Below are 26,009 nucleotides of genomic sequence, written 5' to 3'. Positions count from 1 at the left end.
AGAAACTTATGAGCGTTTTCCGTGATGATTTCCTATGGGGCGGTGCTTGTGCAGCCAACCAGTTCGAGGGCGCATGGGACGTGGATGGCAAAGGCCCCAGTATCCCTGACCTGTGCACCAATGGCTCTCACACCAGCCCGAAATGGGTGACAACTGCTGTCCGCTCCGACCGGCTGTATCCCAGCCATGAGGCCATCGACTTCTACCACCACTACGAGGAGGACATTGCTCTCTTTGCCGAGATGGGCTTCAAGACCTTCCGCACCTCCATCAACTGGACCCGCATTTTCCCCACCGGTATGGAGACCGAGCCGAACGAGAAGGGCCTTGAATTCTATGACAAGGTCTTTGACTGCTGCAAGAAACACGGCATCGAGCCGCTGGTCACCATCAGCCACTATGAGCTGCCCTATGCGCTGGTGGAAAAATACAACGGCTGGGCCAGCCGGGAACTCATCGAGTTCTATATGAACTACTGCAAGGCTATTTTTGAGCGGTACAAGGATAAGGTCAAGTACTGGCTGACCTTCAACGAGATCAACTGCGGCACCATGCCCATGGGTGCGATCCTGGAAACAGGCACCATCCGGGGCTTTGAAGGCCCTACCGACAAGGTGCCGGACAACAAGCAGGAGCGCTTTCAGGCGCTGCATCACCAGTTTGTGGCCAGTGCAGAGGCTGTTCGGTATGCCCACGACCACTACCCTCAGTTCAAGATGGGCTGCATGATCTGCTTTATCACCAGCTACGCACTGACCTGCGACCCGGCCGACGAGATCGCCAACCAGAAGGCCATGCAGATCAGCAACTGGTTCTGCTCTGATATGCATGTCCGCGGCGAGTATCCTTCTTACATGAAGCGCTATTTTGCCGAGAATAACATCACCATCCGGCAGGAGCCGGAGGATGCTGCCATCCTGAAGGCCGGTACTGTCGATTTCTACACCTTCAGCTACTATATGTCCAACTGCATCACCACCCACAAGGATGCCGATGATGTGGGCGGCAACATCATTGCTGGTAAGAAGAATCCTTACCTGAAAGCCTCCGACTGGGGCTGGCAGATCGATCCCGTTGGTCTGCGCTACACCCTCAACGCGATCTACGACCGCTACCGCATTCCCCTGATGGTGGTGGAAAACGGCCTGGGCGCTTACGACAAGAAGGATGCAGACGGAAAGATCCACGACAGCTACCGCATCGACTACCTGCGGGCACACATCGAGCAGATGGCTGAGGCTGTAAAGGACGGTGTAGACCTGATGGGCTACACCCCCTGGGGCTGCATCGATCTGGTGAGTGCCTCCACCGGTGAGATGGCAAAGCGCTACGGCTTCATCTACGTCAACAAGTTTGACGACGGCACGGGTGATCTGAGCCGCGAAAAGAAGGACAGCTTCTACTGGTATCAGAAGGTCATTGCCACCAACGGCGAAGATTTAGGATAACAAAAACAGACCTCCGGGTGCCATGTTTGCAGTACCGGGGGTCGGTCTTTTTGAAAGAAGGAGGTCATTTATGGAAAAGGCATTTTGCTGTGCGCCGGATTTCCCGGTGGTTCAGACAAATTATGGTCCGGTGCGGGGATATCGCTTCCGGGAGATCAGCAGCTTCAAGGGCATCCCGTATGGGCGGGCGGTGCGCTTCCATGCACCCCAGCCGCCCCAGCCTTGGACAGAGCCGCTGGACGCTTCCAGTTACGGCTGCGTCTGCCCTCTGCTGAGCATCGACAAGCCCAGCGGCGAACTGCGTGTGCCCCACCGCTACTGGGTGCAGGATGAGGACTGCCTGAACCTGAACATCTGGACCCCGGCCTGCGATGCCCAAAAGCGGCCGGTGCTGGTCTGGCTCCATGGCGGCGGATTTTTTGCCGGCTCGTCCATTGAGCAGGTGGCCTACGAGGGCGGAAACATGGCGCGGGAAGGGGACTGCGTGGTGGTGTCACTGAACCACCGGCTGAACATCCTGGGCTACTTGGATCTCTCCGATTTTGGGGAGGAGTACGCAAACTCCGGCAATGCGGGTGGGGATGATATCATCCTGGCACTGCGGTGGGTGCGGGACAATATTGCAGCGTTTGGCGGCGATCCCGGCTGCGTGACGGTATTCGGCCAGTCCGGCGGCGGTGCCAAAGTGACAACGCTGCTGCAGACCCCGGCAGCAGATGGCCTGTACCACAGGGCGATGATAATGAGTGGTGTGCTGGAAGGTTTGCTGAACGACAGTGTCGGCAGCGGCAGGGACTGCGTGCAGGCACTGATGCAGGAGCTTGGCGTGCAGACAGCACAGCAGCTGGAAACCGTGCCCTACCACCAGCTGGCGCAGGCTTACCGGAACGTCAGCCCGGCTCTGAAAGCAAAAGGCGCGAATGTGGGCCAAAGTCCCCACCCGAACCGCTTCTATCTTGGAGATCCGCTCCACAACGGCAGTGGGTTTCGGCCCGAGACTGCGGACATTCCGGTGCTGATCGGTACGGTTTATTCGGAGTTCTACGGTTTCTTTGATGGTCTGAAAGGAGTCGGCCCGGAGGAAGCAGTGGGCCTGTCTGCCGCAGAGACCCTGCGGGAGCAGTTCCGCACTGCCTACCCGCACCGCCCGGAGGAAGACCTGCTGCTGGCAGATACCAGCTTCCGCGCCCCCACGATCAAATATGTCCGGGAGCGTGCCAAGGCGGGCGGAAAGGTGTACAGTTATCTGTTTGATCAGGACTTCCCTCTGATGGGAAAAAGTACCCCGTGGCACTGTGCGGATATCCCATTTGTGTTCCACAACACAGAGCTTGTGCCAGTGTGTGCCTTTGAGGGAGCAAAGCAGCTGGAAGCGGAAATTTTTGGCGCTGTGATGCAGTTTGCCCGTACCGGTGCGCCGGGCTGGGCTGCCAGTACGGAGGATGTGGAACAGACCATGCTTTTCGGCCCCCAAAGCCGTCTGGTGCAGAACCACGATCACGCACTGATCGAAGCATTGGCACCCTTCACAGATTTACGGATGAAAAAAGCGACCCGGGCAGGCGGACAGATCCAGCATTAAAAGCGCCGATCAATACGCGGGAATTCCGGGAAACAGAAAGCAGAACAGGCATCCTGCGTTACCGCTTGGCGGTATCGGGCAGGATGCCTGTTCTGCTATGATGATCTTCATTGCATTTTCTATATCCGCAACAGCCTGACGAGATTTCTGGCAGAGTTCATAGCAGATAAAAACAGCGTGCAGCTTTTCTGCATTTTTGCTTGCTGCCTTATCTGTGCGGAATGGATGCTGCACGCGGCATTCAAGGGTCAAACCGGTCTGCATTCTGTAATTGCCACTTGACCCAACCCGTGGTATAATGAAAGAATCGAATACTATGGGAACAAAGGACAGGGGTCAGAACAGAAAATGGCAAAACGAAAGCGAAAAACAACTGCAAAGCGCGCGTCTGCACGCAGAAAAAGCCGGGCCGAGGAGCGGATGCCGGCGGGGCTGGGCACCCTGTTTGTGGGGCTGCTGCTCATCGTGCTGGCGTTCGTGGAGGGGGACTCCGTCTGGAAGAGCGCCCACCAGATCCTATTCGGGCTGTTCGGCTGCGGCAGCTTTGTGCTGGGCGCGGCGGTGTGCTATCTGGCCATCCTCTACACCCGGGGGCAGGACCTGCTGATGCAGGTGTTCAAGCTGTTGCTGGGGCTGATCTTTGCCAGCGGCACGGTCATCGTGTTTTCGGATATCCCCGCCGACCTGACCGCTGCCCAGATGATCGCTGCCTGCTACCAGAACGGCGCAAACGCCTGGCTGGGCGGCGGCGTGCTGGGCACTCTGCTGGGCGGCAACCTGCTCCTGCTCTGCGGGCGGCCTGCGGCCAATCTGGTCATGGCGGTGCTGGCCCTGTGCGCCAGCCTGTATATTTTTGATATCACCCCTGCCGAGTGCTGGCAGTGGCTCTGCAATGTGGGCGGCGGTGTGCATGAAAAAGGCGTGGCGGTCTATGAACAGAACGCCGCCCGCCGTGCTGAGCGCCTTGCGGCCCGGCAGGCGGAAGAGGAGTACTGCGCCGAGGAGCCTGCGGACGATTACGATGACAGTTCCGATGAGGAAGACGTGCCCGGCGGCATTCCGGTGCCCGGGTGGCTGTCCGGCGTGTTCAGCTGGGGCCACAAGGTGACCAAGGAGATGGAGGGCGAAGCGGAACCTGCTCCCGTGGACGATTCTCTGGGCTACGAGCCGCCTGCGCCGGTGGAGCCGGAACCGGCTCCCGCCCAGCCTGCCCCAGCCTTTGAGCCGGTCAAGGTGACCTCCAACCATCCCCGCGCGGCGTTTGATATTGATCTTGGGCCGGATACCTCTGTTTCCGAGGGCGGCAGCGAGCCCATTGAGCCCATCATCATCGGGCCGGGCGGGACCTTTGGGCAGGACCCGCTCCAAAAGGCCCCGCCCCGGGCCATCGTCAAACCGGTGGTGCCGGATGCCGTGGAGACTGCCGCCGAGGATTTCTTCGCGCCCGCCGGATCGCCTGCTCCGGCCCCGGTGGTGAATCCCACCGTGCCGCCTGCGGCCCCGGAAGCCCCTGCGGCTGCACCGGCAGAGCCCGTGCAGCCTGAGATGCCGGTGTTCCAGACCCCCACCCTGCCCACTACGGATGAGCCGGTGGTGCCGGTGCGGGTCAGCGCGGAAAACGCGGTGGCCATGCGCAGTGAACCGGACGAGGACGGCTGGATCAGCATTACCAGCGAACCGGTGGAGGAAAAAGACCTGAACACGCTGGTGGCGGCTGCCATGGAAAAACCCGCCGCAGGCGAGCAGGCTGCCGCCACCGCCCCGGCCGAGGAGCCGGAGGTGGTGGAGACCTTCCAGTATCAGTACCCCAGCATCGAGCTGTTTGAAAAGTCTGCCGAGGAGGGTGACCCCGGTGCCCAGGACGAGCTGAAGGCCAACGCCCAGAAGCTGGTGGACACGCTGGAAAGCTTCGGCGTGCGCACCCGGGTGCTGGATATCTCGCGGGGTCCCTCTGTTACCCGATACGAGGTCCAGCCCATGGCGGGCGTGAAGATCAGCCGCATCACCTCGCTGGCCGATGATATCGCCCTGAACCTTGCCGTGGCCGATGTCCGCATGGAAGCACCCATCCCCGGCAAGCCTGCCGTGGGCATCGAGGTGCCCAACCACAAAAAGACCCCCGTTTTTATCCGCAGTGTCTTTGAAAGCCAGGCCTTCCTGCGGATGACTTCGCCCTTGGGCGTGGCGCTGGGCAAGGACATTGCCGGTGTGGCTCAGGTGGCCGACCTGTGCAAGATGCCCCATCTGCTCATCGCGGGCAGCACCGGCAGTGGTAAATCTGTTTGTGTGAACAGCATCATCATCAGCATCCTGTTCCGCTCCAGCCCCGAGGACGTGAAGCTCATGCTCATTGACCCCAAGGTGGTGGAGCTGGCTGAATACAACGGCATCCCCCACCTGCTGATGCCTGTCATCACCGAGCCGAAAAAGGCAGCGGGTGCTCTGAGCAGCGCGGTGCAGGAGATGGAGCGCCGCTACCACCTGTTTGCGGAAAACAATGTCCGTGACATCAAATCCTTCAACAAGCTGGCGGCCACCGACCCCATGCTGGAAAAGATGCCCTATATCGCCATCATCATCGACGAGCTGGCCGATCTGATGATGGTCGTGGGCAAGGACGTGGAGGATTCCATCTGCCGGATTGCCCAGAAGGCCCGTGCCGCCGGAATGCACCTCATCGTTGCCACCCAGCGCCCCAGCGTGGATGTCATCACCGGCCTGATCAAAGCCAACATCCCCAGCCGCATTGCCTTTGCCGTGTCCAGCCAGGTGGACAGCCGCACCATTCTGGATGGTGCCGGTGCCGAGAAGCTGCTGGGCCAGGGCGATATGCTCTTTATGCCTGTGGGCGCGCCCAAGCCGGTGCGTATCCAGGGCACCTTTGTGCGGGATGAGGAGATCAGCCGCGTGCTGGACTTCATCAAGCAGAGCGCCACCGTCCAGTACGACGAGGCCATGATCGAAGCCATGGAAAAGCACGCCATTCAGGATGGCAAGAAGGGCGCATCCTCTGCAGATGCGGATGAGGAGACCGGCAGCGACCCGATGCTCAAGCAGGCCGTTGAGGTGGTCATTGATGCCGGGCAGGCATCCACCAGCCTGCTGCAGCGCCGCTGTAAGCTGGGTTATGCCCGCGCCGCCCGCATCATGGATGAGATGGAGCAGAAGGGCATCATCGGCCCCTATGAGGGTGCCAAACCCCGCGCAGTTCTCATCAGCCGCCAGCAGTGGCTGGAAATGCAGATGAATCAGCCGGAGGAATAAGAACACAAGCAACACTTCTCTTGGCTCCCTGTCAGGGGAGCAGGCAGAGAGGTTTAACCAGTGAGGAACACTATGGACAACTCTTCCCCAATCTACACCGAATTTCTTCCTATCAGCCGGGCGGACATGGAAGCCCGGGGCTGGGATCAGCTGGACTTTGTGGTGGTGGGCGGCGATGCCTACGTTGACCACCCCAGCTTTGGCACCGCCATCATCAGCCGCCTGCTGGAGGCCGAGGGCTATAAGGTCGGCGTGCTGGCCCAGCCCCGTTATTCCGACTGCGAGGACTTCAAGCGGTTCGGCAGGCCGAAGTACGGCTTTTTCATCGGCGGCGGCAACGTGGACAGCATGGTGAGCCACTACTCCGTGGCAAAAATTCCGCGTGCCGAGGACGAATACTCTCCCGGCGGCATCGGCGGCGCGCGGCCTGACCGCAGCGCCACCGTTTACACCAGGCTGGCCAAGGAGGCCTACCCCGACCTGCCTGTGATCCTGGGCGGTCTGGAGGCTTCTCTGCGCCGGTTTGCCCACTACGATTACTGGCTGGACACCGTTCTGCCCAGCATTGCGGAGGACTCCGGAGCCGATCTCATCAGCTTTGGCATGGGCGAGCACCAGACCGTGGAGATCGCCCGGCGGCTGGCGGCAGGGGAGCCGGTGGAGTCCATCACCGATGTGGACGGCACCTGCTACCTGACCGACTTCGACCACCTGCCTGAAAAGTATGTGGAGTGCGCCGGTTTCCGGAAAGTGGCCTCCGATAAGGTGGCCTACGCCAAAGCCTGCCGCATCCAGATGGACAATCAGGATGTGGTCAGCGGCCAGATCATTGTCCAGAAGCAGAGTGAAAAGTATCTTGTGCAGAACATCCCGGCAAAGCCGCTGGTGCGCTGGGAGCTGGACAAGGTGTATGCGCTGCCCTACACCCGCCGCTACCACCCCATCTATGAGAGCATGGGCGGCGTGCCTGCCATCCGGGAGGTGCAGTTCTCCATCATCCAGAACCGCGGCTGCTTCGGCGGCTGCAACTTCTGCGCCATCCAGCTGCATCAGGGCCGCCGGGTTACCAGCCGCAGTGCCGACAGCATTGTGGCCGAGGCCGAGCGGATGACCCACGAGCCTGATTTCAAGGGCTACATCCACGATATCGGCGGCCCCACCGCCAACTTCCGGTTCCCGTCCTGCCGGGAACAGATGCTGCGGGGCATGTGCAATGGCGGCAAGCACTGCCTGGCCCCCACCACCTGCTCCCACATGATCGTGGACCACAGCGATTACCTCAAGATCCTGCGCCGTGTCCGGGAACTGCCCGGCGTGAAAAAGGTGTTCATCCGCAGCGGCATCCGGTTCGATTACCTGATGGCTGACCCGGACGACACCTTCTTCAAGGAGCTGGTGGAATACCACGTTTCCGGCCAGCTGAAGGTGGCCCCGGAGCACTGCGCCCCCAATACACTGGCCTACATGGGCAAGCCGCCCATCCAGACCTTCAACAAGTTCAAGGATAAGTTCTATGAGCTGAGCAGGAAGGCGGGCAAAAAGCAGTACCTCGTGCCCTACCTGATGTCCAGCCATCCGGGCAGCACCCTGAGCGATGCCGTCTATCTGGCCGAGTATCTCTACAAAAACCACATGCGCCCCGAGCAGGTGCAGGATTTCTATCCCACCCCCGGCACGGTGAGCACCTGTATGTTCTACACCGGCCTTGACCCCTACACCCTCAAGCCTGTGTTCGTGGAAAAGACTGCGGAGGGAAAAGCGCTCCAGCGCGCCCTGCTCCAGTATTACGAGCCCCGCAATGCCGAAAAGGTCATCAAGGCGCTGAAAATGACCCGCAGGGAGGACCTGATCCCGCTGCTGGTGCCCGCCGAGGGCCGCCGCGCGGTCCAGCGCTCTGCCCGCCGGGCCGAGCCTGCCGAGGTGACCATCCACAACGACGGCACCTATACTGTCCGCCCCAACAAGGGCAGGGGAGGCAGGAATCAGAGCCGCGGAACCGCCCCGGCCCGCACCGCAGGCGGCCGCCAGCCCAGCCCCGGCGCACGCTTTGCGCCCAACGGTACGGCACCCCGTAAGCCGAAGAACGATCAACAGAAAGAGAATACAGTGTGGAAAACTTCAAAAAAGAAAAAGTAAGCCTCTGGCGGCGCATTGCCGCTCTGGCTCTTGCGGCGGCGCTGGCCCTTGGCCTTGCCGCCTGTGATGCCTCGGCGGTGGTGCCGGGCAGCAGCACCCCTGCGGTCAGCACTGCCCAGCCTGCCGGAGACGGCCAGACCGCCAATTTTGAGATGCACTTCCTGGATGTGGGGCAGGCCCTGAGCGTGCTGGTGGAATGTGACGGCCAGTATATGCTCTACGACGGCGGCAACGTGGACGATGGCAGCTATGTCGTCTCCTACCTGCAGAATCTCGGTGTGGAGGAGCTGCAGTATGTGTTCTGCTCCCACGCCCACGAGGATCATGTGGGCGGCCTGTCCGCTGCGCTGGCCTATTTCCCGGCAGACCATGTGTACAGCCCCGTGACGGAAGCCTCCACCAAGTGCTTTCAGGACTTCGTCAAGTACACCCAGCAGCAGGGCCTGCAGGTGGAAGTGTCCGCTGCGGGCACAGTCTGGCCGCTGGGCAGTGCCACTGTGACCATGCTGGGCCCTGTGGCGCAGTATGATAATACCAACGATACCTCCATCGTTCTGCGGGTGGATTACGGCTCCACCAGCTTTCTGCTCACCGGCGATATGGAATCGGATGCGGAGCGCGACCTTGTGAACAGCGGTGCCAACCTGAAGGCAGATGTTCTGCAGGTGGGCCACCACGGTTCCGGCACCAGTACGAGCTACATCTTCCTGAACGCCGTCCTGCCCGAGATGGGCATCATCTCCTGTGGTGTGAACAACAAGTACGGCCACCCCCACGAGGAGACCCTGAGCATCCTGCGGGATGCGGGCGTGGATGTTTACCGCACCGACCTGCTGGGGGCCATCGTGATCGGTTCCGATGGACAGAACTATACCATCCGCACCGAGAAAACGGCCACCGATGCCGAGCTTAACCCCACCGACCCGGCGGCAGCGTCCACCGCGCAGCAGGGGTATATCGGCAACGTGAACAGCAAAAAGTTCCACCTGCCCAGCTGTGCCAACCTCCCTGCGGAGAAGAACCAGATCCTCTTCTCCAGCTACGAGGAGGCCATTGCGGCAGGGTACAGCCCGTGCTCGAGCTGCATCAAGTAAAAGCATATCAAACAAGCAGCGCCCTGCCGGGGTAAACCGGCAGGGCGCTGCTGTTTTCTGGGATCATTTTTTTCGCTTCTTGAAATCGACCGGCAGAGTTGTCCACCGCTCCCGGAAGAGGTACGCCGCATCCTTGGGCTGACGCTGGCGGGGGAAGATGCCTTTTTTGTTGCCGTCCACCCGCAGGATGCCCTCGGTGGTCTGGAAATCGGCAAAATTCCACACCAGCTCACCCTGCACGAAATCGTAGTGGTCGAACACGGCGTGGGTCATCTCCAGATATTCATTCTGGTACTCGGCGCTCCACATCACACTGGGGAGCTTGTGTGCACCGCTCAGGTTGTCGGTGCCGTACTCAGTGAAGATGAGCGGGCGGCCATGCAGGACTTTTGCCCAGCCGTCCATTTCATGGCGGAAGGCGGCTTCGGCATCTGCCAGCCCGGCCCCGCCCAGTACATACCAGCCGTAGTAGCGGTTCAGGCTGACGAAATCGGCAAAGCGCTGGCCCTTGCTGGTGTCGGGCAGGCTGGTCATCAGGACCGTATAAGTACGGGGGCGCTTCTGGGGGTCGAGGCGGCGGGCCAGCTCGAACAGGGGCTTGAAGTATTCCTCGGTGCCCGCGCTGGTGCACTGAGGCTCGTTGAGCAGGCTCCATGCGATGACCGAGGGGTGGTTTTTGTCCCGGTCGATCATATCGGTCAGGGCTGCCTTGTGGTTCTTGAGCAGCGCAGGCGTGGTCTCCTTCTCAAAAAAGCCCTGCTGCCTGCCGTTGCCCTGATTGGCGGCCAGGAAGTTGGCTGTGCTCTGCATAAAGCCCACGGCGGGGACTTCGTCAATGATGAGGAAGCCCTCCTCATCGGCCATCTGGTAGATCTCCTCGGCGTAGGGGTAGTGGCTGGTGCGGAAGCAGTTTGCGCCGATCCACTTCATCAGCTCGAAATCCCGCTTGACGGTGGGCAGGTCGAGCCCGCGGCCCCGGATGTCGGCATCCTCGTGCCGGCCGAAGCCCCGCAGATAGACCGGGCTGCCGTTGAGCAGGAAACGCCCGTGCCGGATCTCAAAGGTGCGGATGCCGATCCGGTCCAGATACTCGTCCACCACCGCGCTGCCCTCGTGGATGCGGATGACCAGATCGTAGAGATAGGCGGCGTGGACATTCCACAGCTTGGCGTTTTTGACCACCAGCGTGCCGGTGGTGCCGGAGCTTTCGGCCACCCGGGTGGTGCCGTCGTAAAGCTCCACAGTCACGGGGTGGGGGCCGTTGGTGGACACGGTATAGTCGATCTCGGCCCCGGTCTCGGTCAGGCGGTATCGGGTGGAATAGTCCAGCACCCGCTCCTTGGGCAGGGCCATCAGCCAGACGGGCCGGTGGATGCCGGCGTAGTTGTAAAAATCAAAGTAGGGTGCGGCGATCTTTCTGCCGTCTGCAAGGGTGCGGGTGGTGCCTGCGGGCAGCATCGTCTCGCTGAGCTCGTTGTTCGCCAGAACACTGAGCTTGTTGAACTGATTGTAGCGCACGATGTTGGTCACGGTGGCATCAAAGGGCAGGAAGCCGCCCTCGTGCTGGGCCACCTCCACGCCATTGACGAAGACCCGGGCCCGGTGGGTGACCGAGCCAAACCGGAGAACGATGTCCCAGCCGCTCCATTCCGCAGGGACAAAAAAGCTGGTCTCATACCAGAAATCACCGCAGTATTCGCGGGAGGCCTTGTCGGTGAACAGGTCGCAGAAGGAGGCGGGCACCGGCATGGAAAGAGAGGAGGGTAGGTCGAGCGCCCATCCGGCCTCCACACCCTTGCTCTCGGGGTCGAAGCTGAAACGCCACATCCCGTCCAGGCCGATGAGACGGCGGGTGGTGGTAGCGCGGGGATACAGCAGGGAGCGGTTCATCAGGATGACCTCACATTCATCAGCCCGGCGGCATTTTGCGTGCCACAGGGGCGTTTATTGTCTTTGTACCCAGTATGACAGAAATTTTATAAAAGGGATAGAAAGATTTTTGAATAAATCCAGACTTTTTTCAGGAAAACAGGCGCTGCTCTGGGCAGAATACCTATTATCTCCGGCTTGGTTTAAAAACTTCCGTAAAGAGTGCCACAAAAAGTGAATGCTGGGAAAAAGCGGAAAAAACAGAATGTGAACGAACTGTGAAAATGTACAAAAACAATACCTTAAAATTGTACGAATTCACCTAAAAAATATTCTAACATTTTTTGATAAAAGTTTGTCATAATATTGGAGTACAAACTTGGATACAGCAGAAGAAACGCTGTACCGTTTGAATTGACCACCGAAGGAGAATACAATGGCAAATGAAATGCAAAAGACCACCCCGTTTGGGATGCGGGACAAGGTCGGCTATATGTTCGGCGATTTCGCCAACGATTTTACTTTTATCCTGTCGTCCAGCTTCCTGATGAAGTTCTATACCGACGTGATGGGCGTGAGCGCCGGTGTTGTGGGCATGATCATGATGATCGCCCGCTTTGTGGATGCCTTTACCGATGTGACCATGGGCCAGATCGTGGACCGCTCCAAGCCCACCAAGGACGGCAAATTCCGCCCCTGGCTCAAGCGGATGTGCGGCCCTGTGGCCATCGCATCCTTCCTCATCTTCCAGTCCGGTCTGGCCGGGATGTCCTACGGCTTCAAGGTGGCATGGCTCTTTGTGACCTATATCCTGTGGGGCTCCATCTTCTACACCTCCGTCAACATCCCTTACGGCTCCATGGCCTCCGCCATCTCCGCTGACCCCAAGGATCGCGCAGAGCTGTCCACCTGGCGTACCATCGGCAGCACCCTGGCCAGCCTTGTGATCGGCGTTGGCACCCCCATGGTGGCTTACGTCACCGTCAATGGTCAGACCGTCCTCTCCGGCAGCCGCATGACCATCATTGCGGGCGTTTTCTCTGTCTGCGCCATCCTCTGCTACCTGCTCTGCTTTAACCTGGTGCGTGAGCGTGTGGATGTGCCTGCCAACAACAGCAAGATGGACATTGGCAAGATGCTCAAGAGCGTGTTCACCAACCGTGCCCTGCTGGGTATCATTGCTGCCGCCCTCTTCCTGCTGCTGGCCATGCTGACCATGCAGGGCATGGCAGGCTATGTGTTCCCCAACTTCTACGGCAGCGCCGCCGCCCAGTCTACCGCTTCTCTGCTGAGCAGCGTGCTGATCCTGCTCGTCTGCGCACCCTTTGCCTCCAAGCTGGCCAGCCGGTTCGGTAAAAAAGAGCTGGCCACCGTATCCTGCATCGTGGCCACGGTGCTGGAGGTCATCTGCTTTGTTCTCAAGCCCACCAATGTCTGGGTCTATGTCGGCTTCTTCTGCGCCGCCTTCATCTGCCTGGGCTTCTTCAACACCATCATCTGGGCAATGATTACCGATGTCATCGATGATTCCGAGGTCCGCAACGGCATCCGTGAGGACGGCACCATCTATGCGGTCTACTCCTTTGCCCGCAAGCTGGGTCAGGCGTTCTCTTCCGGCCTGACCGGCGGCCTGCTGACCATGATCGGTTACAGCGCTGCCACTGCCTTTGACCCGGAGGTCACCATGGGCATCTTCAACATCTCCTGTATTGCCCCCGCCATCGGCTTCGTGGCCGTGGCCCTGAGCCTGTTCTTCATCTACCCCCTGACCAAACAGAAGGTGGAAGAGAACGTGGCCGCACTGGCACAGCGCCATAATAAGTAAGGAAACGGATCAAGCCGCCCACGGGAAATTCCTGTGGGCGGCTTGTTTCTGCTTCAAAATTGATGTATACTAATATATCAGGAATGACACAATGGCACGAGCGGAACAACAGGAAAAAGGAGCGGTGTACGATGCGGGTGGATCCTTTGCAGATCCTTACAAAGCTGGCAGCGGTGCAGAATATCCCGACCCGGCGGGTTACCCCGCCCTTTGAGGGGTTGGAAGAGTTTGACTACGGCCTGCGGCGATCGCTGGACCCCCAGTTCGACTGGCAGGAGTTCGGCCAGCTGCTGCTGGACAGCACCCCTGAAAATACCCTGCTGCTGGTGGAGGGCACCTTTGAGCTGCACTTTGCCCTGTTCCGCATCCCCGATGAAAAAAACACGGTCTTTCTCATTGGACCCTGGACGGTGGGCCCCCGCACCCCGAGCGCCCGCAAATGGGTCAGGCGCTATCTGGGGGAAGCCGGAGAGGCCGCTGTGCAGGAGTACTACAACGGCGTGAAGATCCTGGAGGCCAGTGATTTCTATGGAGCCTTGCGGGTTGTGGTGGATACGATGTTCGGCTGCACTGTCCCGGTGCAGGAGCTGAAGGAATTCCTGCCCTTCCAGTTCCACCCGGATACCCGCTATTTCCACGAGCCGGAGTTCCAGAAGGAGATCCCGGTCACCATGCTGGAGCAGCGGTATGAATCGGAGAACCGCATTCTGGACGCGGTGGCCCGGGGCGATGAGGAAGCCGCCATCGAGGCCATGCATCAGCACTCCCGCTTTACCTATGGCGGCCGGTTCGAGGGGACGCTCTACCAGCAGAAGAACAAGATGATCGTGCTGAACACCCTGCTGCGCAAGGCCATTGAGCCCAGCAAGGTGCATCCTTATTATATTGATGCCATTTCCAGCAAGTACAGCCGCATCATTGAGGAAGCCAACGAGGTGCCCAACGAGATGATGTGGCAGATGACGCGGGATTACTGTGCCTATGTCCGCCGCTACTCGCTGAAGGAGTATTCGCCCGCGGTGCAGAAGGTGATGAACTACGTCAACCTGAACGTGGCCGAGCCGCTGACGCTGAAAAGTCTGGCCGCCATGTGCTTCATCAGCCCATCGTACCTGTCGGCATTGTTCAAGCAGGAGACCGGCAGCACTCTGATCGATTATATCAACACCCAGCGCGTCAACCGCGCGGCCCAGCTGCTGGTGCAGAACAACCACACCATTGCCGCTGTGGCCGAGGAAGTGGGCATTCTGGACGTGAATTATTTTACAAAGATCTTCAAAAAGACGCTGGGAGTCACCCCCACCCGCTACCGCCGCGAACACAAAGAAAAGTGAAAAATGAAAAAAATGCCCGGTTTTTCCCGGAAATGTACGTTTTGTGCAAAACTCCCGGGAAAAAACGGGCATTTTCTGTACGGAGAAATTTGTTGCATGAACAGAACGATGTTGTAACCATTTTGAAAGGATTTATGGATTTTTGGCATGGAATTTGGATGTATGTTGCATTTTCGACTGATTTTGTACTTGATAGCAAAAAGAATGTTGTACACAACAATATCAACTGTGAAGAATGCACAAAGAAACGACCGGAATCTTGTGAACTTGTCCCATTGCGAATGATTTTCCAGACGGTTATAATACAAACAGAAACCATGGAACATACATGTAAGTATATCCCATGAGATGCTGTGATATGCGAATGAAGGAGAACAAGATTATGAAAATGATTTCCCGTCGTGACTTTATGAAGGCTTCTGCTGTTGTGGGTGCTGCCGGCGTTCTGACCGCCTGCGGCGGCTCCTCCAGCTCCACTGCTGCTTCCTCCACCGCTGCTTCTTCTGCAGCTGCTTCTGCAGCTGCTTCTGAGGCTGCAACCGGCAGCGCAAACGTCGGTGTCTGCATCTATCAGTTTGCTGATAACTTTATGACCCTGTACCGCACCGACCTGGAAGAGTACCTGAAGGATAAGGGCTACGCCGTGACCATCGTTGATGGCAAGAACGACCAGAACACCCAGACCGAGCAGATCAACACCTTCCTGCAGCAGGGCGTTGACGTTCTGATCATCAACCCTGTTCAGACCACTTCTGCACAGACCATCGTGGATACCATTTCTCCCTCCGGCACTCCCATCGTCTTCATCAACCGTGAGCCCGAGAAGGCTGTTCTGGATTCCTACGCAGGCAAGTGCTGCTACGTTGGCGCTGACGCACGTCAGTCCGGTACTTACCAGGGCGAGCTGATCCTGGAGACCGAGACCCAGGGCGATATCAACGGCGACGGCAAGATCACTTACATCATGTGCAAGGGCGACCCCGAGAACATCGATGCTCAGTACCGCACCGAGTACTCCATCAAGGCTCTGACCGATGCCGACAAGGAAGTGGAGTGCCTGTACGAGTACCTGGACAACTGGGATCAGACCACCGCACAGCAGGACGTTGCAAACGCTCTGGCACAGTACGGCGAGAAGATCGAAGTTGTGTTCTGCAACAACGACGCAATGGCTCTGGGTGCTCTGCAGTCCATCGAGCAGGCTGGCCGTACCGTTGGCAAGGACATCTACCTGGTCGGTGTTGACGCACTGAAAGAGGCTGTCCAGAACGTTGTTGACGGCAAGATGACCGGTACCGTTCTGAACGACGACGTGGGCCAGGCTACCAAGGCTGCCGAGGCTACTCAGCTGTTTGTTGAGGGCAAGGACGTTGAGGAGTACTACTGGGTCGACTACGTCAAGGTTACTACCGAGAACGCAGCACAGTACCTCTAATTCCTGTAGCACAAAACTCACGTTTGCAAGGTACGCAGTGAGTCCTATGGCTTGGTAAAAGCTTAAAAGCGCGTGCGTGCGAGATTTCTCTCGGGCGCACGCGCCTTCTTTTGGAAAGGACGCACCGCGCGGCCTGCAAATTGCAAGATAAGGAGGCTCTGCGGAATGTCAGAATACCGTCTGGTAATGAAAGGCGTGGTCAAGACCTTCCCCGGCGTAAAAGCGCTGGACCACGCGCAGTTGGAGCTCCGCCCCGGTAAAGTTATGGCCCTGATGGGCGAAAACGGTGCCGGTAAGTCCACCCTGATGAAGTGCATGTTCGGCATTTACAAGATGGACGAGGGCGAGATCGAATACGAGGGAGAAAAGGTCGTTATTGCGAACCCGTTGGAAGCACTGGGCCGCGGCATTGCCATGGTGCATCAGGAGCTGCAGCCCATCCCGGCCCGTACCGTGGCTGAGAATATCTGGCTGGGCCGCTACCCCACCAAAAAGGTTGGCCCCATCACCATTGTGGACCACAGTAAAATGTATGCCGATACCGATGCACTGCTGAAGAAGCTGAAGCTGCAGATCAATTCCCACGCAAAGCTGGGCAGCCTGAGCATTGCCCAGATGCAGATGGTGGAAATTGCAAAGGCTGTTTCCGCAAACTGCAAGGTGCTGATCCTGGACGAGCCCACCTCCTCCCTGACCGCCAACGAAGTGGAATCGCTGTTCCGCATCATGCGCGAGCTGAAGGAGCAGGGCGTTGCACTGGTTTACATCAGCCACAAGATGGATGAGATCAAGGTCATTGCTGACGAAGTGACCATCATGCGTGACGGCCATTACATCGGCAAGTGGGACGTTGCCAACATGACCAAGGAGCAGATCATCGCCAAGATGGTCGGCCGTGAGCTGTCCAATCTGTTCCCGCCGCTGGAGAACCACCCCTCCGAGGAAGTGATGATGAAGGTGGAGGACTTCACCTCCATCCATCCGCGCTCCTTCCGCCATTGCAGCTTTGAGCTGAAAAAGGGCGAGATCCTGGGCGTGGCTGGTCTGGTGGGCGCACAGCGCACCGAACTGATGGAAGGCATCTTTGGTCTGCGTGCACACACCTCCGGCAGGGTGTGGATCAAGGGCGAAGAGGTCCACATCAAGCAGCCCCGCGATGCCATCCGGAAGAGCGTGGCTCTGCTGACCGAGGACCGCCGCGCAACCGGCATCATGGGTGTGCTGAGCGTGGCCGATAACATCTCCATTGCATCGCTGGATGCCCTGCGCAAGGGCCCCATCATGCTGGATGACAAGAAGATTTTGGATCTGGTGGCGACCAATAAGGAAAAGATGGCCATCAAGGTGCCCAGCCCCAAGACCCAGATCAAGAGCCTGTCCGGCGGCAACCAGCAGAAGGTGCTGATCGCCCGCTGGCTGGCAAATAACCCCGATGTCCTGATCCTGGACGAGCCCACCCGCGGCATCGACGTTGGTGCAAAGTACGAGATCTACTGCATCATTGCCGATCTGGCCAAGCAGGGCAAGAGCATCATTATGATCTCCTCTGAAATGAGCGAGATCATTGGCATGTCCAACCGCGTCATGGTCATGTGCGATGGCCGCGTCACCGGCTTCATCGACGGCAAGGACGCGACCCAGGAGAACATCATGGAGCTGGCTACCCAGTTTGAGACCGCGCCCGAAACGGCAGCGGCCAATCAGTAAACAAGGAGGCTGTCTATTGTGGAAGCTACCAAGAAATTAACGGGTAAATCCGTAAAGAAATGGCTGGGCAACAACGCCATTATCGTTCTGATGCTGCTCGTCTCTCTGTTCGTCGGCATCATCCATCCGAACTTTTTTGCACCTGCAAACCTGATCAACCTGTTCAAGAATGTGTCCATCCGCTACATCATCGCGCTGGGCATCTCCGGCTGTCTGATCACCACCGGCAACGACCTGTCCGCAGGCCGTCTGGCTGGTTTTGCTGCCTGCCTGGCCTGCATCTTTGCGCAGACCGAGGGCGCTGCCGGTAAGTTCTACCCCAACATGCCCACTCTGCCCACCCCTGTGGTGTTCATTCTGGTCATTGCCATCTGCGCCATTGTGGGTCTGTGCAACGGTCTGGTCGTTTCTTACCTGAAGGTCCAGCCCTTTATCGCTACCCTGGGTATGCAGCAGGTCGTCTACGGTATCTGCCTGGTCTACACCGGCGGTACCCCCATCGGCTCCCTGAACAAGAACTTTACCTCTCTGGCCTCCAACACCATCCTGAAGGTCCCCGTGCTGATCTGGATCGCCCTGGTCGTGGCTGTGTGCTTCTGGTTCCTGTACAACAAGACCCGTCACGGCAAGTACATGTACGCCATCGGCGGCAACGAAGCTGCTGCTGAGGTTGCCGGTGTCAACGTTTATGCCACCAAGATCCGCATCTACATCCTGGCCTCCTGCATGTTCGGTCTGGCAGGCTGCCTGCTGGCTGCAAAGTCCGGCGGCGCATCCGTCAACACTGCAATGGGCTATGAGCTGGATGCCATTGCGGCTTCTACCATCGGCGGCGTTTCCACCACCGGCGGTGTCGGCACCGTGCCCGGCATCCTGGTCGGCGTTCTGGTCTTTGAGCTGATGAAGGTCGCTCTGCAGTTTATGAACGTCAACTCCTCTTACACCTATATCGTCCAGGGCCTTGTCATCATCGTGGCTGTGGCCATCGATATCCGTAAGTACCTGGCAAAGAAGTAACCCCTCATTCGCATACAGCAGAAGCCCCCCCGCCGGTTCTCCCGGCGGGGGGGCTTCTGCTGTTATTTTCCCAGCTGCCGCTGCTGCAGGCGGTATTGGCGGGGTGTCAGCCCTTCCTGCTGCTTGAACAGGCTTCCAAATAGCCCTCCGCGTTTTCTCGCCCACTCTCCGAAAAAAGTTGGAGAACTTTTTCTTTTTCGTTGAATTGCACAAGAACGTGCCTCCTTGTTTGGCAGTTGCGTTGAATTTATGAACGTTCTTTGAATTTTGATATTTTCCTTCAATTTATTATAACATAGCTCCCGGAAGAGTGGTATACTACAAGCCAGAAACAGTGCTGTTATGTTCGGAAAACAAAGATCGGTGAATGAGGTGTGTCTTATGAGTGTTTACGAAAAAATTTCCGGTTTTGCGGATGAGATCAGCCAGGACTTTGACCAGCAGCTCAAAACTGTGACGGATCTGGGGATGAAGTATATCTGCATCCGCAGCGCCGAGCACAAGGGCATTGCCGATTACACCCCCGAGGAAGTACGCACCGTTCTTCTGCCAAAGTTACAGGCCGCAGGTGTGGGCGTTTCCAGCCTGGGTACGGCCATCGGCAAGGTGGAGGTGGACGATGAAGAGGGCTTTGCCAAGCAGCTGGAGCAGCTGGAAACACTCTGCGAAACGGCCAAGCTGCTGGACTGCTCCTTCATCCGGATGTTCAGCTTCCTCATCCCCAAGGATGCCGATGCAGACAGCTATACCGATGTGGTGCTGGATAAGCTGCGTCAGTTTATCCGGATCGCGGAAAAGCATGACATTGTGCTGCTCCATGAAAATGAGAAGGGCATCTACGGCGACACCGGTGCCCGCTGCAAATTGCTGTTCGACCGGCTGGCCTGCCCCCACTTCAAGGCGGCGTTCGATTTTGCCAACTTTGTTCAGTGTGAGCAGGACACCGCGGAGTGCTGGGAATTGCTCCATGACCAGATCGCTTATATCCACATCAAGGATGCTCTGCCCGGCTACCTGCTGAATGTGCCCGCAGGCACCGGCCTTGGCAAGATCCCTGAGCTGCTTCGCCGTGCTTTCTGCGAGGAGGGCTACCACGGCTTCCTGACGCTGGAGCCCCACCTGGCAATGTTTGATTTCTTTGCACCAGGAGCCAAAGGCGGTAAGAGCCAGAAACTCCAATTTGAGAATAACCCGATCGTCGAGAAGATGAAGTCCGAGATGGCCGAGCCGGGCCGCCCCAAGGACGGCGCAGAAGCTTACGCCACCCAGTATCATGCACTGGTCGAGATCCTGAATCCCATTCTCAATTGATATCCACTCTCCGTTTACCATAAGCTGCCACAACAGAAGCCCCCCGCCGGGAGAACCGGCGGGGGGCTTCTGTTGTTTGCGGCAAAAAAGCTGGGCCCCATGCTGTCAGCAGCTTTTCATTTGGAATATGGCAATATTTTGCGGCTTGTCAGTCACTGGCAGGCCGCTTTTTTCTTTGTCAAAGGCAGTTTCGTGAAAATGACCGAAAGAGGAACCCTGATTTGTGAATATCAACAAAAGTTTTCAAAATACTTGATTTTAATTTAGGGGGGGGGGGGTATAATGAAATGACAAAAAATTCCTTTGAGAACAAAGCACTCAGCAACCTGGCTGAGACCTGCAATGCGGAGAATGGAACCTACAGGGGAGGTGACAGTGCGGTAGGAATCTGGAGGGTTCCTTGCGGGGAATCCGTTGCAAAAATGCAAATAGTGATGAAAGGAATGAAGAAAGTTGAAACAGAAAAGTCAAAACCGGTTTTTTGCGGCCCTGCTGGCAGTGGCAATGATGCTTCAGATGCTTCCCATGCTGGCTTTTGCGGATGGCACGACCGGCACCGGAGAAACGTATGTAGCATGGAACGAAAGTAAGAAAAATAAGGGCTATACGTCTTTGGAAGATGCTGTGAAAGAGGCAGATAGCGGTAATACCATCATCCTTGGCGAGGGCAATTATACACTGTACAATATCCCCAGCGATGGTACGACCAAGAATAAAGACCTGACCTTTGTGGGTAAGGGGCCTGACAAAACGACCTGGCGGATCGGTCCTACGGTGCTGAACCCGGCGTTTTTTGGCAAAGAGTATAACGGCGATTACAGCTTTGATGGTGCCGGAAAAATTACCTTCAAAAATATGACGCTTGGCACCGGCAGCGCAGATTATCTGGGCTTCATCCGTCCGGATCAGACTGTGGTGGATCACTGCGAAATCTACGGCAAGACCTTCTACTGGGGTTATACCAGTGCAGTGTTCACTGATACGACCTTCTATGCTCCAGATAAAGATTATGCGATCTGGACGTATAGCTCCCCGACCATGATATTTGATAACTGCACCTTTAATACAACGGGAAAAGCAGTCAATGTTTACACGGATTTCAGTGCAGGAAAACATGACATTACGGTTTACTTTAACAACTGCACCGTGAATTCCTCCATCCTCAATAAACAAGCGCTGAATATCAACGACAGCAACATGCGTCCCTATAAGTACATCATTCATATCGACAATCCCCAGACCATTGATGCAGCCCTGAGTAATACGACCTGCTCGCAGCTGTTCGGCTTTAAAGAGGACAAAAGCACTGGCTTTACGGGCAACACTGGCTATACGGACGTGTATCTGGGCGGCGATCTGGTCTGGACAAACGGCAAGATGAAGACGCACTCCTATACCGTTGGTGAGAAGGAGGATGCCTATGAAATTACCGGCCGTTCGGATTGGACACCGAGCGTTGAGCGTGTTGATGAGTGTGAAGTGACAAAAACCTGCAAGTACTGTGGCTGGACGAAAAAAGAATTGGAACATGCCAGTGTGTACCGCCTCCAATACAACCTGAATGAAGGCGTTGGCGACGAAACTGCCAACTACAACGATGCTTTCTACCGTGAAAATGAGAGCGTGACGCTTGCAGCGAAGCCCACACGAGAAGGCTACCAGTTTGCTGGATGGCTGAGCCTTAACGGTAAGCTCTATAAAGCTGAGAGTGAGCTTGTCCTGACGGGTGATGAAGTGTTTACGGCATACTGGAAGAAGGATGAGCCTGTCGTCAATCATACCCTGACCGTGACCGGCGGCACCTTTGCTGTGAAAGACGGCGACATTGATGTGACCGATACACTGGAAACCAGCACCGATGAGGCCAGCGGCAAGCAGACCTGCCTTGTGCCGGATGGCGCAGAAGTCACCGTGACGCTGGACCAGACGAAGGTTCCCGAGGGTATGGTGTTTGATCTTTGGTCTACCGGCAAGTTTGACCTGCCGCTGGATCAGGATTGCAAGGCAGAGTCCATTACCTTTACCATGAATGGTGATGTGGATGTGGCCGCACAGTACCGCAGCGCTGACATTGAGGATGGTTCTGATGTTGTTGGCCCCATCATTGTCGGTACGGCTGTTGTGGCTGGCGGCGCACTGGTCGGCTACACGCTGGGCACCGATCTTGTGGGCCAGATGTGGGGTCTGCCTTACTTCCCCAGCAACCGCAGTGCTCTTGCAATGATGCTGTGGGAGGATGCAGGCAAGCCTATGCCGGAATCTGAGATCCTCTACCCCGATGTTGGCCAGGAAGAACAGGATATGGATCTGCAGCATGCTGCCCGCTGGTCCATGGAGCACGACCTCATGCCTGACCTGAACGATCAGGATACAGAGCTGCCCCCTGAACAGGTGAAGTTCTATCCGGACAACATGGTTACCAAGATCAGCGTGTTGCGTGCTTGGAAGAAGGCACAGGACCTCAAGCAGAACGCGCAGTAAAATTTGACATCCTCTGATATTTCCCAAACACGGCAGGAGCGCCCCACCGGGTCATACCGGCAGAGCGCTCCTGCTGTGTTTCTGTTAAGCTTCAGGAAAGGGGAACACACCCCACTCAGCGGCCCACGATGAGGTCGCGGCGGCAGCGCAGGCCGACCGTCAGGAAAGCGCTGTCGCCCAGCTGCCGCAGCACCACCCGCTGGGTGTCGGTCTGGCCCTCGCACAGCAGGGAAAGGTTCAGGGTGGTGGAGCCCTTCTCCGTGGTGAGCACCAGCGTGGACACGCCCTGCTCCATCAGGGCCTTCATGTCCTGAATGGTGGTGCGGAAGGTGGCGGCGCAGTCCGGCACGTCCAGCGTCAGGACACGGCCCTCCTGCCGGGCGGTGTAAAGGACCTGACGGCCCAGCAGACCCTTGACGGTGTACCGGGCTTCGGTGGTCTTTGCCCCGTCAGCGGAGATCAGCATGATGTCGCCCTGAATGGGGTCACCCTCCGGTGCGCCGTAGCCGCCGTAGGCGGGGTCGGTCTCGCCCACGGCAACGTCACCGCTGTGCAGCGCGATCTCGCCCTGAAGCATTACGCTTTCGTCCTGCGGGGGCAGGTAGCCTGCAACAACGGTGTCATCGGCGGCAGCCGCAGCGGCAGGCTCCTCGGCAAATGCGCCGACGCTCATGGGGATGGCAAGGGACAGCACCAGGGCTGCGGCAATGGCCTGACGGCCCAGCATTGTATTCAGAATCTTCATAAAAAATATACCTCCTGTACTATGGACGAAAAACCGCCCGTTCTGTAATGAATACGGAACGGGCGGCTTGTTTATTGCAGGGGGATTGAAAAATTTAGCGGGCTCGCCCTCTCAGTCATTGCTCCGCAATGCCAGCTCCCCCAAAGGGGGGAGCCAAGAGCGGGTTCAGGGCGGCATCAGCTATCATTTCGGTTTAAGATCTCCATGAACTCGTCACCGGTGATGGTCTCTTTCTGGTACAGATACTGGGCCAGCTCATCCAGCTTTGCGCGGTTGTCGGTCAGGATCTGCACAGCCTTGGCGTGCTGGGCCTTGACCAGCTCCACCACCTTCTGGTCGATCTCGCACTGGGTCTGGGCAGAGCAGGCAAGGGAAGTGTCGCCGCCCAGATACTGGTTGTTGACGGTCTCCAGTGCCACCATGTCAAACTCATCGCTCATGCCGTAGCGGGTCAGCATGGCGCGGGCCAGCTTGGTGGCCTGTTCGATATCATTGGAAGCACCGGTGGTGATGGAGTGGAACACCACTTCCTCGGCGGCACGTCCGCCGGTGAGGGTGGCGATCTTGTTTTCCAGTTCCTCCTTGTTCATCAGGTAGTGGTTGCCCTCGTCCACCTGCATGGTATAACCCAGAGCACCCGAGGTGCGGGGGATGATGGTGATCTTCTGCACGGGGGCGGAGTGGGTCTGCTTGGCGGCGACCAGAGCGTGGCCGATCTCATGGTAGGCTACGATGCACTTTTCGTGGTCGGTCAGGATGGAGTTCTTCTTCTGGTAGCCTGCAATGACCACCTCGATGCTCTCCTCCAGGTCAGACTGGGTCACGCTCTTGCGGCCTGCACGGACGGCCCGCAGCGCGGCCTCGTTGACGATGTTGGCCAGCTCGGCACCGGACGCACCGGAGGCCATCCGGGCCACGGTGGTAAAGTCGATGCCCGGGGCCAGCGCGACCTTCTTAGCGTGGACCCTCAGGATCTCCTCGCGGCCCTTGAGGTCGGGCAGCTCCACGGGCACCCGGCGGTCAAAGCGGCCGGGGCGGGTCAGGGCAGGGTCAAGGGATTCGGGGCGGTTGGTGGCGGCCAGAATGATGACACCGGTGTTGCCCTCAAAACCATCCATCTCAGTCAACAGCTGGTTCAGGGTCTGCTCGCGCTCATCGTTGCCGCCGTATTGGCCGCCGCTGCGCTTTTGGCCAATGGCATCGATCTCATCGATAAACACGATGCAGGGGGCTTTCTCCTTGGCCTGCTTGAACAGGTCGCGCACCTTGGAGGCACCCATGCCCACGAACATCTCCACGAACTCGGAGCCGGAGATGGAGAAGAAGGGCACGTTGGACTCACCGGCCACAGCCTTGGCCAGCATGGTCTTGCCGGTGCCCGGAGGGCCCACCAGCAGGATGCCCTTGGGCATCTTGGCACCAATGCTCTCATACTTGCTGGGGTCATGCAGATAGTTGACGACTTCCTGTAAGTTTTCCTTGGCCTCGTCCTCGCCGGCCACATCCGCAAAGCGGATGCCTGCCGTGGACTGCACATAGACCTTGGCGTTGGATTTGCCCATGCCGCCAAACATCATGGAGCCCGGGCCGCCGCCGGCCTTTTCCATCAGCTTTTTGTTCATCTGGTTGCCGATGGCCGAGAACAGGATGATAGGCAGGACGAACCAGATCAAAAAGTTCAGCACCGGCGAGGACTGCTCCACGATCTCGCTGGAGAAGGTGGCTCCGGCATCGTACAGCCGCTCGGTCAGGCCGGTGTCGTTCATCAGGCCGGTCTTGTAGACCTGCGTCTCGTCCTTATCGGTAAAGATGATCTGGTTGGATTCAATGTCCACACGGCCGATGTTCTTCTCCTCGGTCATGGTCATAAAGGTGCCGTAGTCTACCTCTTTGATCTGGCGCTCCTCCATCCACGGCAGCAGCACAAGGTTGAGGAGCAGCAGCATCAGCAGCACGAGGGCGTAATAGATCGCCAACGGCTTGCGCGGTGTCTTGACTTCTTTCATAGGATTTCCTCCTCGGTAAACGGCCTCGCCCTCTCAGTCTGCTTCGCAGCCAGCTCTCCCAAAGGGAGAGCCTTTGACAAATCGGTCAGGGGCCTTATTCTTTCGATAAGCTTATCTTAACACAACGAAAATTAACAAAAAAGCTTTTCGAGGGCTTGTTTCCAAAAACTTCCCAGATTCTTAACAAACCCCGAAGCCTGGCGGGAGGGAAGCGGGGGAATGCCCTAAGCAAGTGTCCGCTGGGGTGGGACCCTGTTGCCGCAGGCAATAGGGCGGGCGATGGAATGGCCTGCAACGACAGCGACCGCCGCCAGTGGCGGATGCAGGGAACTGTTGTTGGGGCCGCGGCCAGCAAGACGCAAGCGTAAGCGATGCGAATGCTGGGAGCCGCAACCCGATTTCACTTGCGTGGGCATCTCCCGCTTTCCCAGCGCTCTACGATTCGATGCGGAAAGCGCAAAATTTGGAAAATTGTGCCGCTCCTGATGTGAATTTGTTTCATTTTTGATATGAGCCAAACTTCTTGACAGCAAATCCGACGTTTGGTACAATAAGCTCACTTTGAAACACAAAGACCAAATGCGTTGACGGGGAAAAAACGATCTTCTTCTGCTTCAGAGAGCTGCCGGGTGGTGCAAGGCAGTGCGGAGGGTTTCGGTTACTGGCCCCTGAGCGGCAGAGCTGAACGGAGAGTAGGCTCTGACGGATGCCCACCGTTACCGGGGCAGCGATTCGCCGCCAAAAGCTGATCGTGT

General features: G+C 57.8%; 17 protein-coding genes and 1 other annotated feature (1 of these 18 cut by a window edge). Of the genes, 12 read left to right on the top strand and 5 right to left on the bottom strand.

All coding sequences use genetic code 11. From position 1 onward, the window contains the following. Positions 1 to 8 precede the first annotated feature (8 nt). A complete protein-coding gene (locus J3353_RS01735) occupies positions 9 to 1,448 on the top strand; it encodes a glycoside hydrolase family 1 protein (protein WP_207683972.1) in 1,440 nt (479 codons plus the stop codon). Between the two features lie 70 nt (positions 1,449 to 1,518). Beyond that, positions 1,519 to 3,030 carry a carboxylesterase/lipase family protein gene (locus tag J3353_RS01730; RefSeq protein WP_207683971.1) on the top strand — a complete coding sequence of 504 codons (1,512 nt, stop codon included), beginning with the start codon at positions 1,519 to 1,521 and terminating at the stop codon, positions 3,028 to 3,030. A gap of 9 nt (positions 3,031 to 3,039) precedes the next feature. Here the strand turns inward: J3353_RS01730 and J3353_RS01725 are convergent, their stop codons facing one another. Continuing rightward, the gene (locus J3353_RS01725; RefSeq protein ID WP_154276762.1) at positions 3,040 to 3,294 is read right to left on the bottom strand and encodes a hypothetical protein; all 255 of its coding nucleotides are present in this window, start codon (positions 3,292 to 3,294) and stop codon (positions 3,040 to 3,042) included. A gap of 84 nt (positions 3,295 to 3,378) precedes the next feature. Here J3353_RS01725 and J3353_RS01720 point away from each other — a divergent pair, with 84 nt between their 5' ends. The 3 genes from J3353_RS01720 to J3353_RS01710 all read left to right on the top strand — a co-directional run bounded on the left by J3353_RS01720 (position 3,379) and on the right by J3353_RS01710 (position 9,524). Then, a complete protein-coding gene (locus tag J3353_RS01720) occupies positions 3,379 to 6,294 on the top strand; it encodes a DNA translocase FtsK (RefSeq protein ID WP_156063954.1) in 2,916 nt (971 codons plus the stop codon). A 72-nt stretch (positions 6,295 to 6,366) separates the two neighbouring features. Continuing rightward, a complete protein-coding gene (locus J3353_RS01715) occupies positions 6,367 to 8,430 on the top strand; it encodes a YgiQ family radical SAM protein (RefSeq protein ID WP_207683970.1) in 2,064 nt (687 codons plus the stop codon). After that, positions 8,403 to 9,524, top strand: a complete 1,122-nt coding sequence (locus tag J3353_RS01710; protein WP_207683969.1) for an MBL fold metallo-hydrolase — start codon at positions 8,403 to 8,405, stop codon at positions 9,522 to 9,524. The genes J3353_RS01715 and J3353_RS01710 overlap by 28 nt, the downstream gene beginning before the upstream one ends. Before the next feature lie 63 nt (positions 9,525 to 9,587). Here the strand turns inward: J3353_RS01710 and uidA are convergent, their stop codons facing one another. Next, a complete protein-coding gene (gene uidA / locus J3353_RS01705; protein WP_207683968.1) occupies positions 9,588 to 11,414 on the bottom strand; it encodes a beta-glucuronidase in 1,827 nt (608 codons plus the stop codon). A gap of 415 nt (positions 11,415 to 11,829) precedes the next feature. Between uidA and J3353_RS01700 the strand changes: the two genes are divergently transcribed. The 5 genes from J3353_RS01700 (at position 11,830) to J3353_RS01680 (ending at position 18,711) form a co-directional block, all read left to right on the top strand. Then, on the top strand, positions 11,830 to 13,218 hold the full coding sequence (locus J3353_RS01700) for an MFS transporter (RefSeq protein WP_207683967.1): 1,389 nt from the start codon (positions 11,830 to 11,832) through the stop codon (positions 13,216 to 13,218). Positions 13,219 to 13,349: 131 nt separating this feature from the next. Then, a complete protein-coding gene (locus tag J3353_RS01695; protein ID WP_156058488.1) occupies positions 13,350 to 14,552 on the top strand; it encodes an AraC family transcriptional regulator in 1,203 nt (400 codons plus the stop codon). A gap of 382 nt (positions 14,553 to 14,934) precedes the next feature. Beyond that, positions 14,935 to 15,987 (top strand): substrate-binding domain-containing protein, encoded by a 1,053-nt coding sequence (locus J3353_RS01690; RefSeq protein WP_242699369.1) that lies wholly within the window; start codon positions 14,935 to 14,937, stop codon positions 15,985 to 15,987. Between the two features lie 165 nt (positions 15,988 to 16,152). Further along, entirely contained in the window at positions 16,153 to 17,694 is a 1,542-nt protein-coding gene (locus J3353_RS01685; protein ID WP_207683966.1) for a sugar ABC transporter ATP-binding protein, read from the top strand. A gap of 18 nt (positions 17,695 to 17,712) precedes the next feature. After that, positions 17,713 to 18,711 (top strand): beta-methylgalactoside transporter, encoded by a 999-nt coding sequence (locus tag J3353_RS01680; RefSeq protein ID WP_005931572.1) that lies wholly within the window; start codon positions 17,713 to 17,715, stop codon positions 18,709 to 18,711. Between the two features lie 62 nt (positions 18,712 to 18,773). Here J3353_RS01680 and J3353_RS01675 read toward each other — a convergent pair whose 3' ends face one another. Further along, positions 18,774 to 18,995: a hypothetical protein gene (locus tag J3353_RS01675; RefSeq protein ID WP_207683965.1), complete on the bottom strand. Its 222-nt coding sequence runs from the start codon at positions 18,993 to 18,995 to the stop codon at positions 18,774 to 18,776. Positions 18,996 to 19,092: 97 nt separating this feature from the next. Between J3353_RS01675 and J3353_RS01670 the strand changes: the two genes are divergently transcribed. Further along, complete coding sequence (locus tag J3353_RS01670; RefSeq protein ID WP_242700808.1) at positions 19,093 to 20,022, top strand: sugar phosphate isomerase/epimerase; 930 nt, start codon at positions 19,093 to 19,095, stop codon at positions 20,020 to 20,022. A gap of 453 nt (positions 20,023 to 20,475) precedes the next feature. Further along, positions 20,476 to 22,503, top strand: a complete 2,028-nt coding sequence (locus tag J3353_RS01665; RefSeq protein ID WP_207683963.1) for an InlB B-repeat-containing protein — start codon at positions 20,476 to 20,478, stop codon at positions 22,501 to 22,503. 115 nt (positions 22,504 to 22,618) lie between these two features. On the opposite strand, the gene J3353_RS01660 is transcribed toward J3353_RS01665, so the two are convergent. Together J3353_RS01660 and ftsH are read right to left on the bottom strand one after the other, a co-directional pair. Then, a complete protein-coding gene (locus tag J3353_RS01660) occupies positions 22,619 to 23,248 on the bottom strand; it encodes a transcriptional regulator, IclR family protein (RefSeq protein ID WP_207683962.1) in 630 nt (209 codons plus the stop codon). 176 nt (positions 23,249 to 23,424) lie between these two features. Continuing rightward, the gene (ftsH, locus tag J3353_RS01655; protein ID WP_207683961.1) at positions 23,425 to 25,254 is read right to left on the bottom strand and encodes an ATP-dependent zinc metalloprotease FtsH; all 1,830 of its coding nucleotides are present in this window, start codon (positions 25,252 to 25,254) and stop codon (positions 23,425 to 23,427) included. A 575-nt stretch (positions 25,255 to 25,829) separates the two neighbouring features. Then, positions 25,830 to 26,009 (top strand) — a binding site (T-box leader) (it continues 76 nt past the right edge of the window).

The sequence above is a fragment of the Faecalibacterium sp. Marseille-Q4137 genome, assembly GCF_017377535.1.
GTDB lineage: Bacteria > Bacillota > Clostridia > Oscillospirales > Ruminococcaceae > Faecalibacterium > Faecalibacterium duncaniae.
The sequence above is the reverse complement of the archived record's forward strand: the minus strand, read 5'-3'. Positions and strand labels throughout refer to the sequence as shown.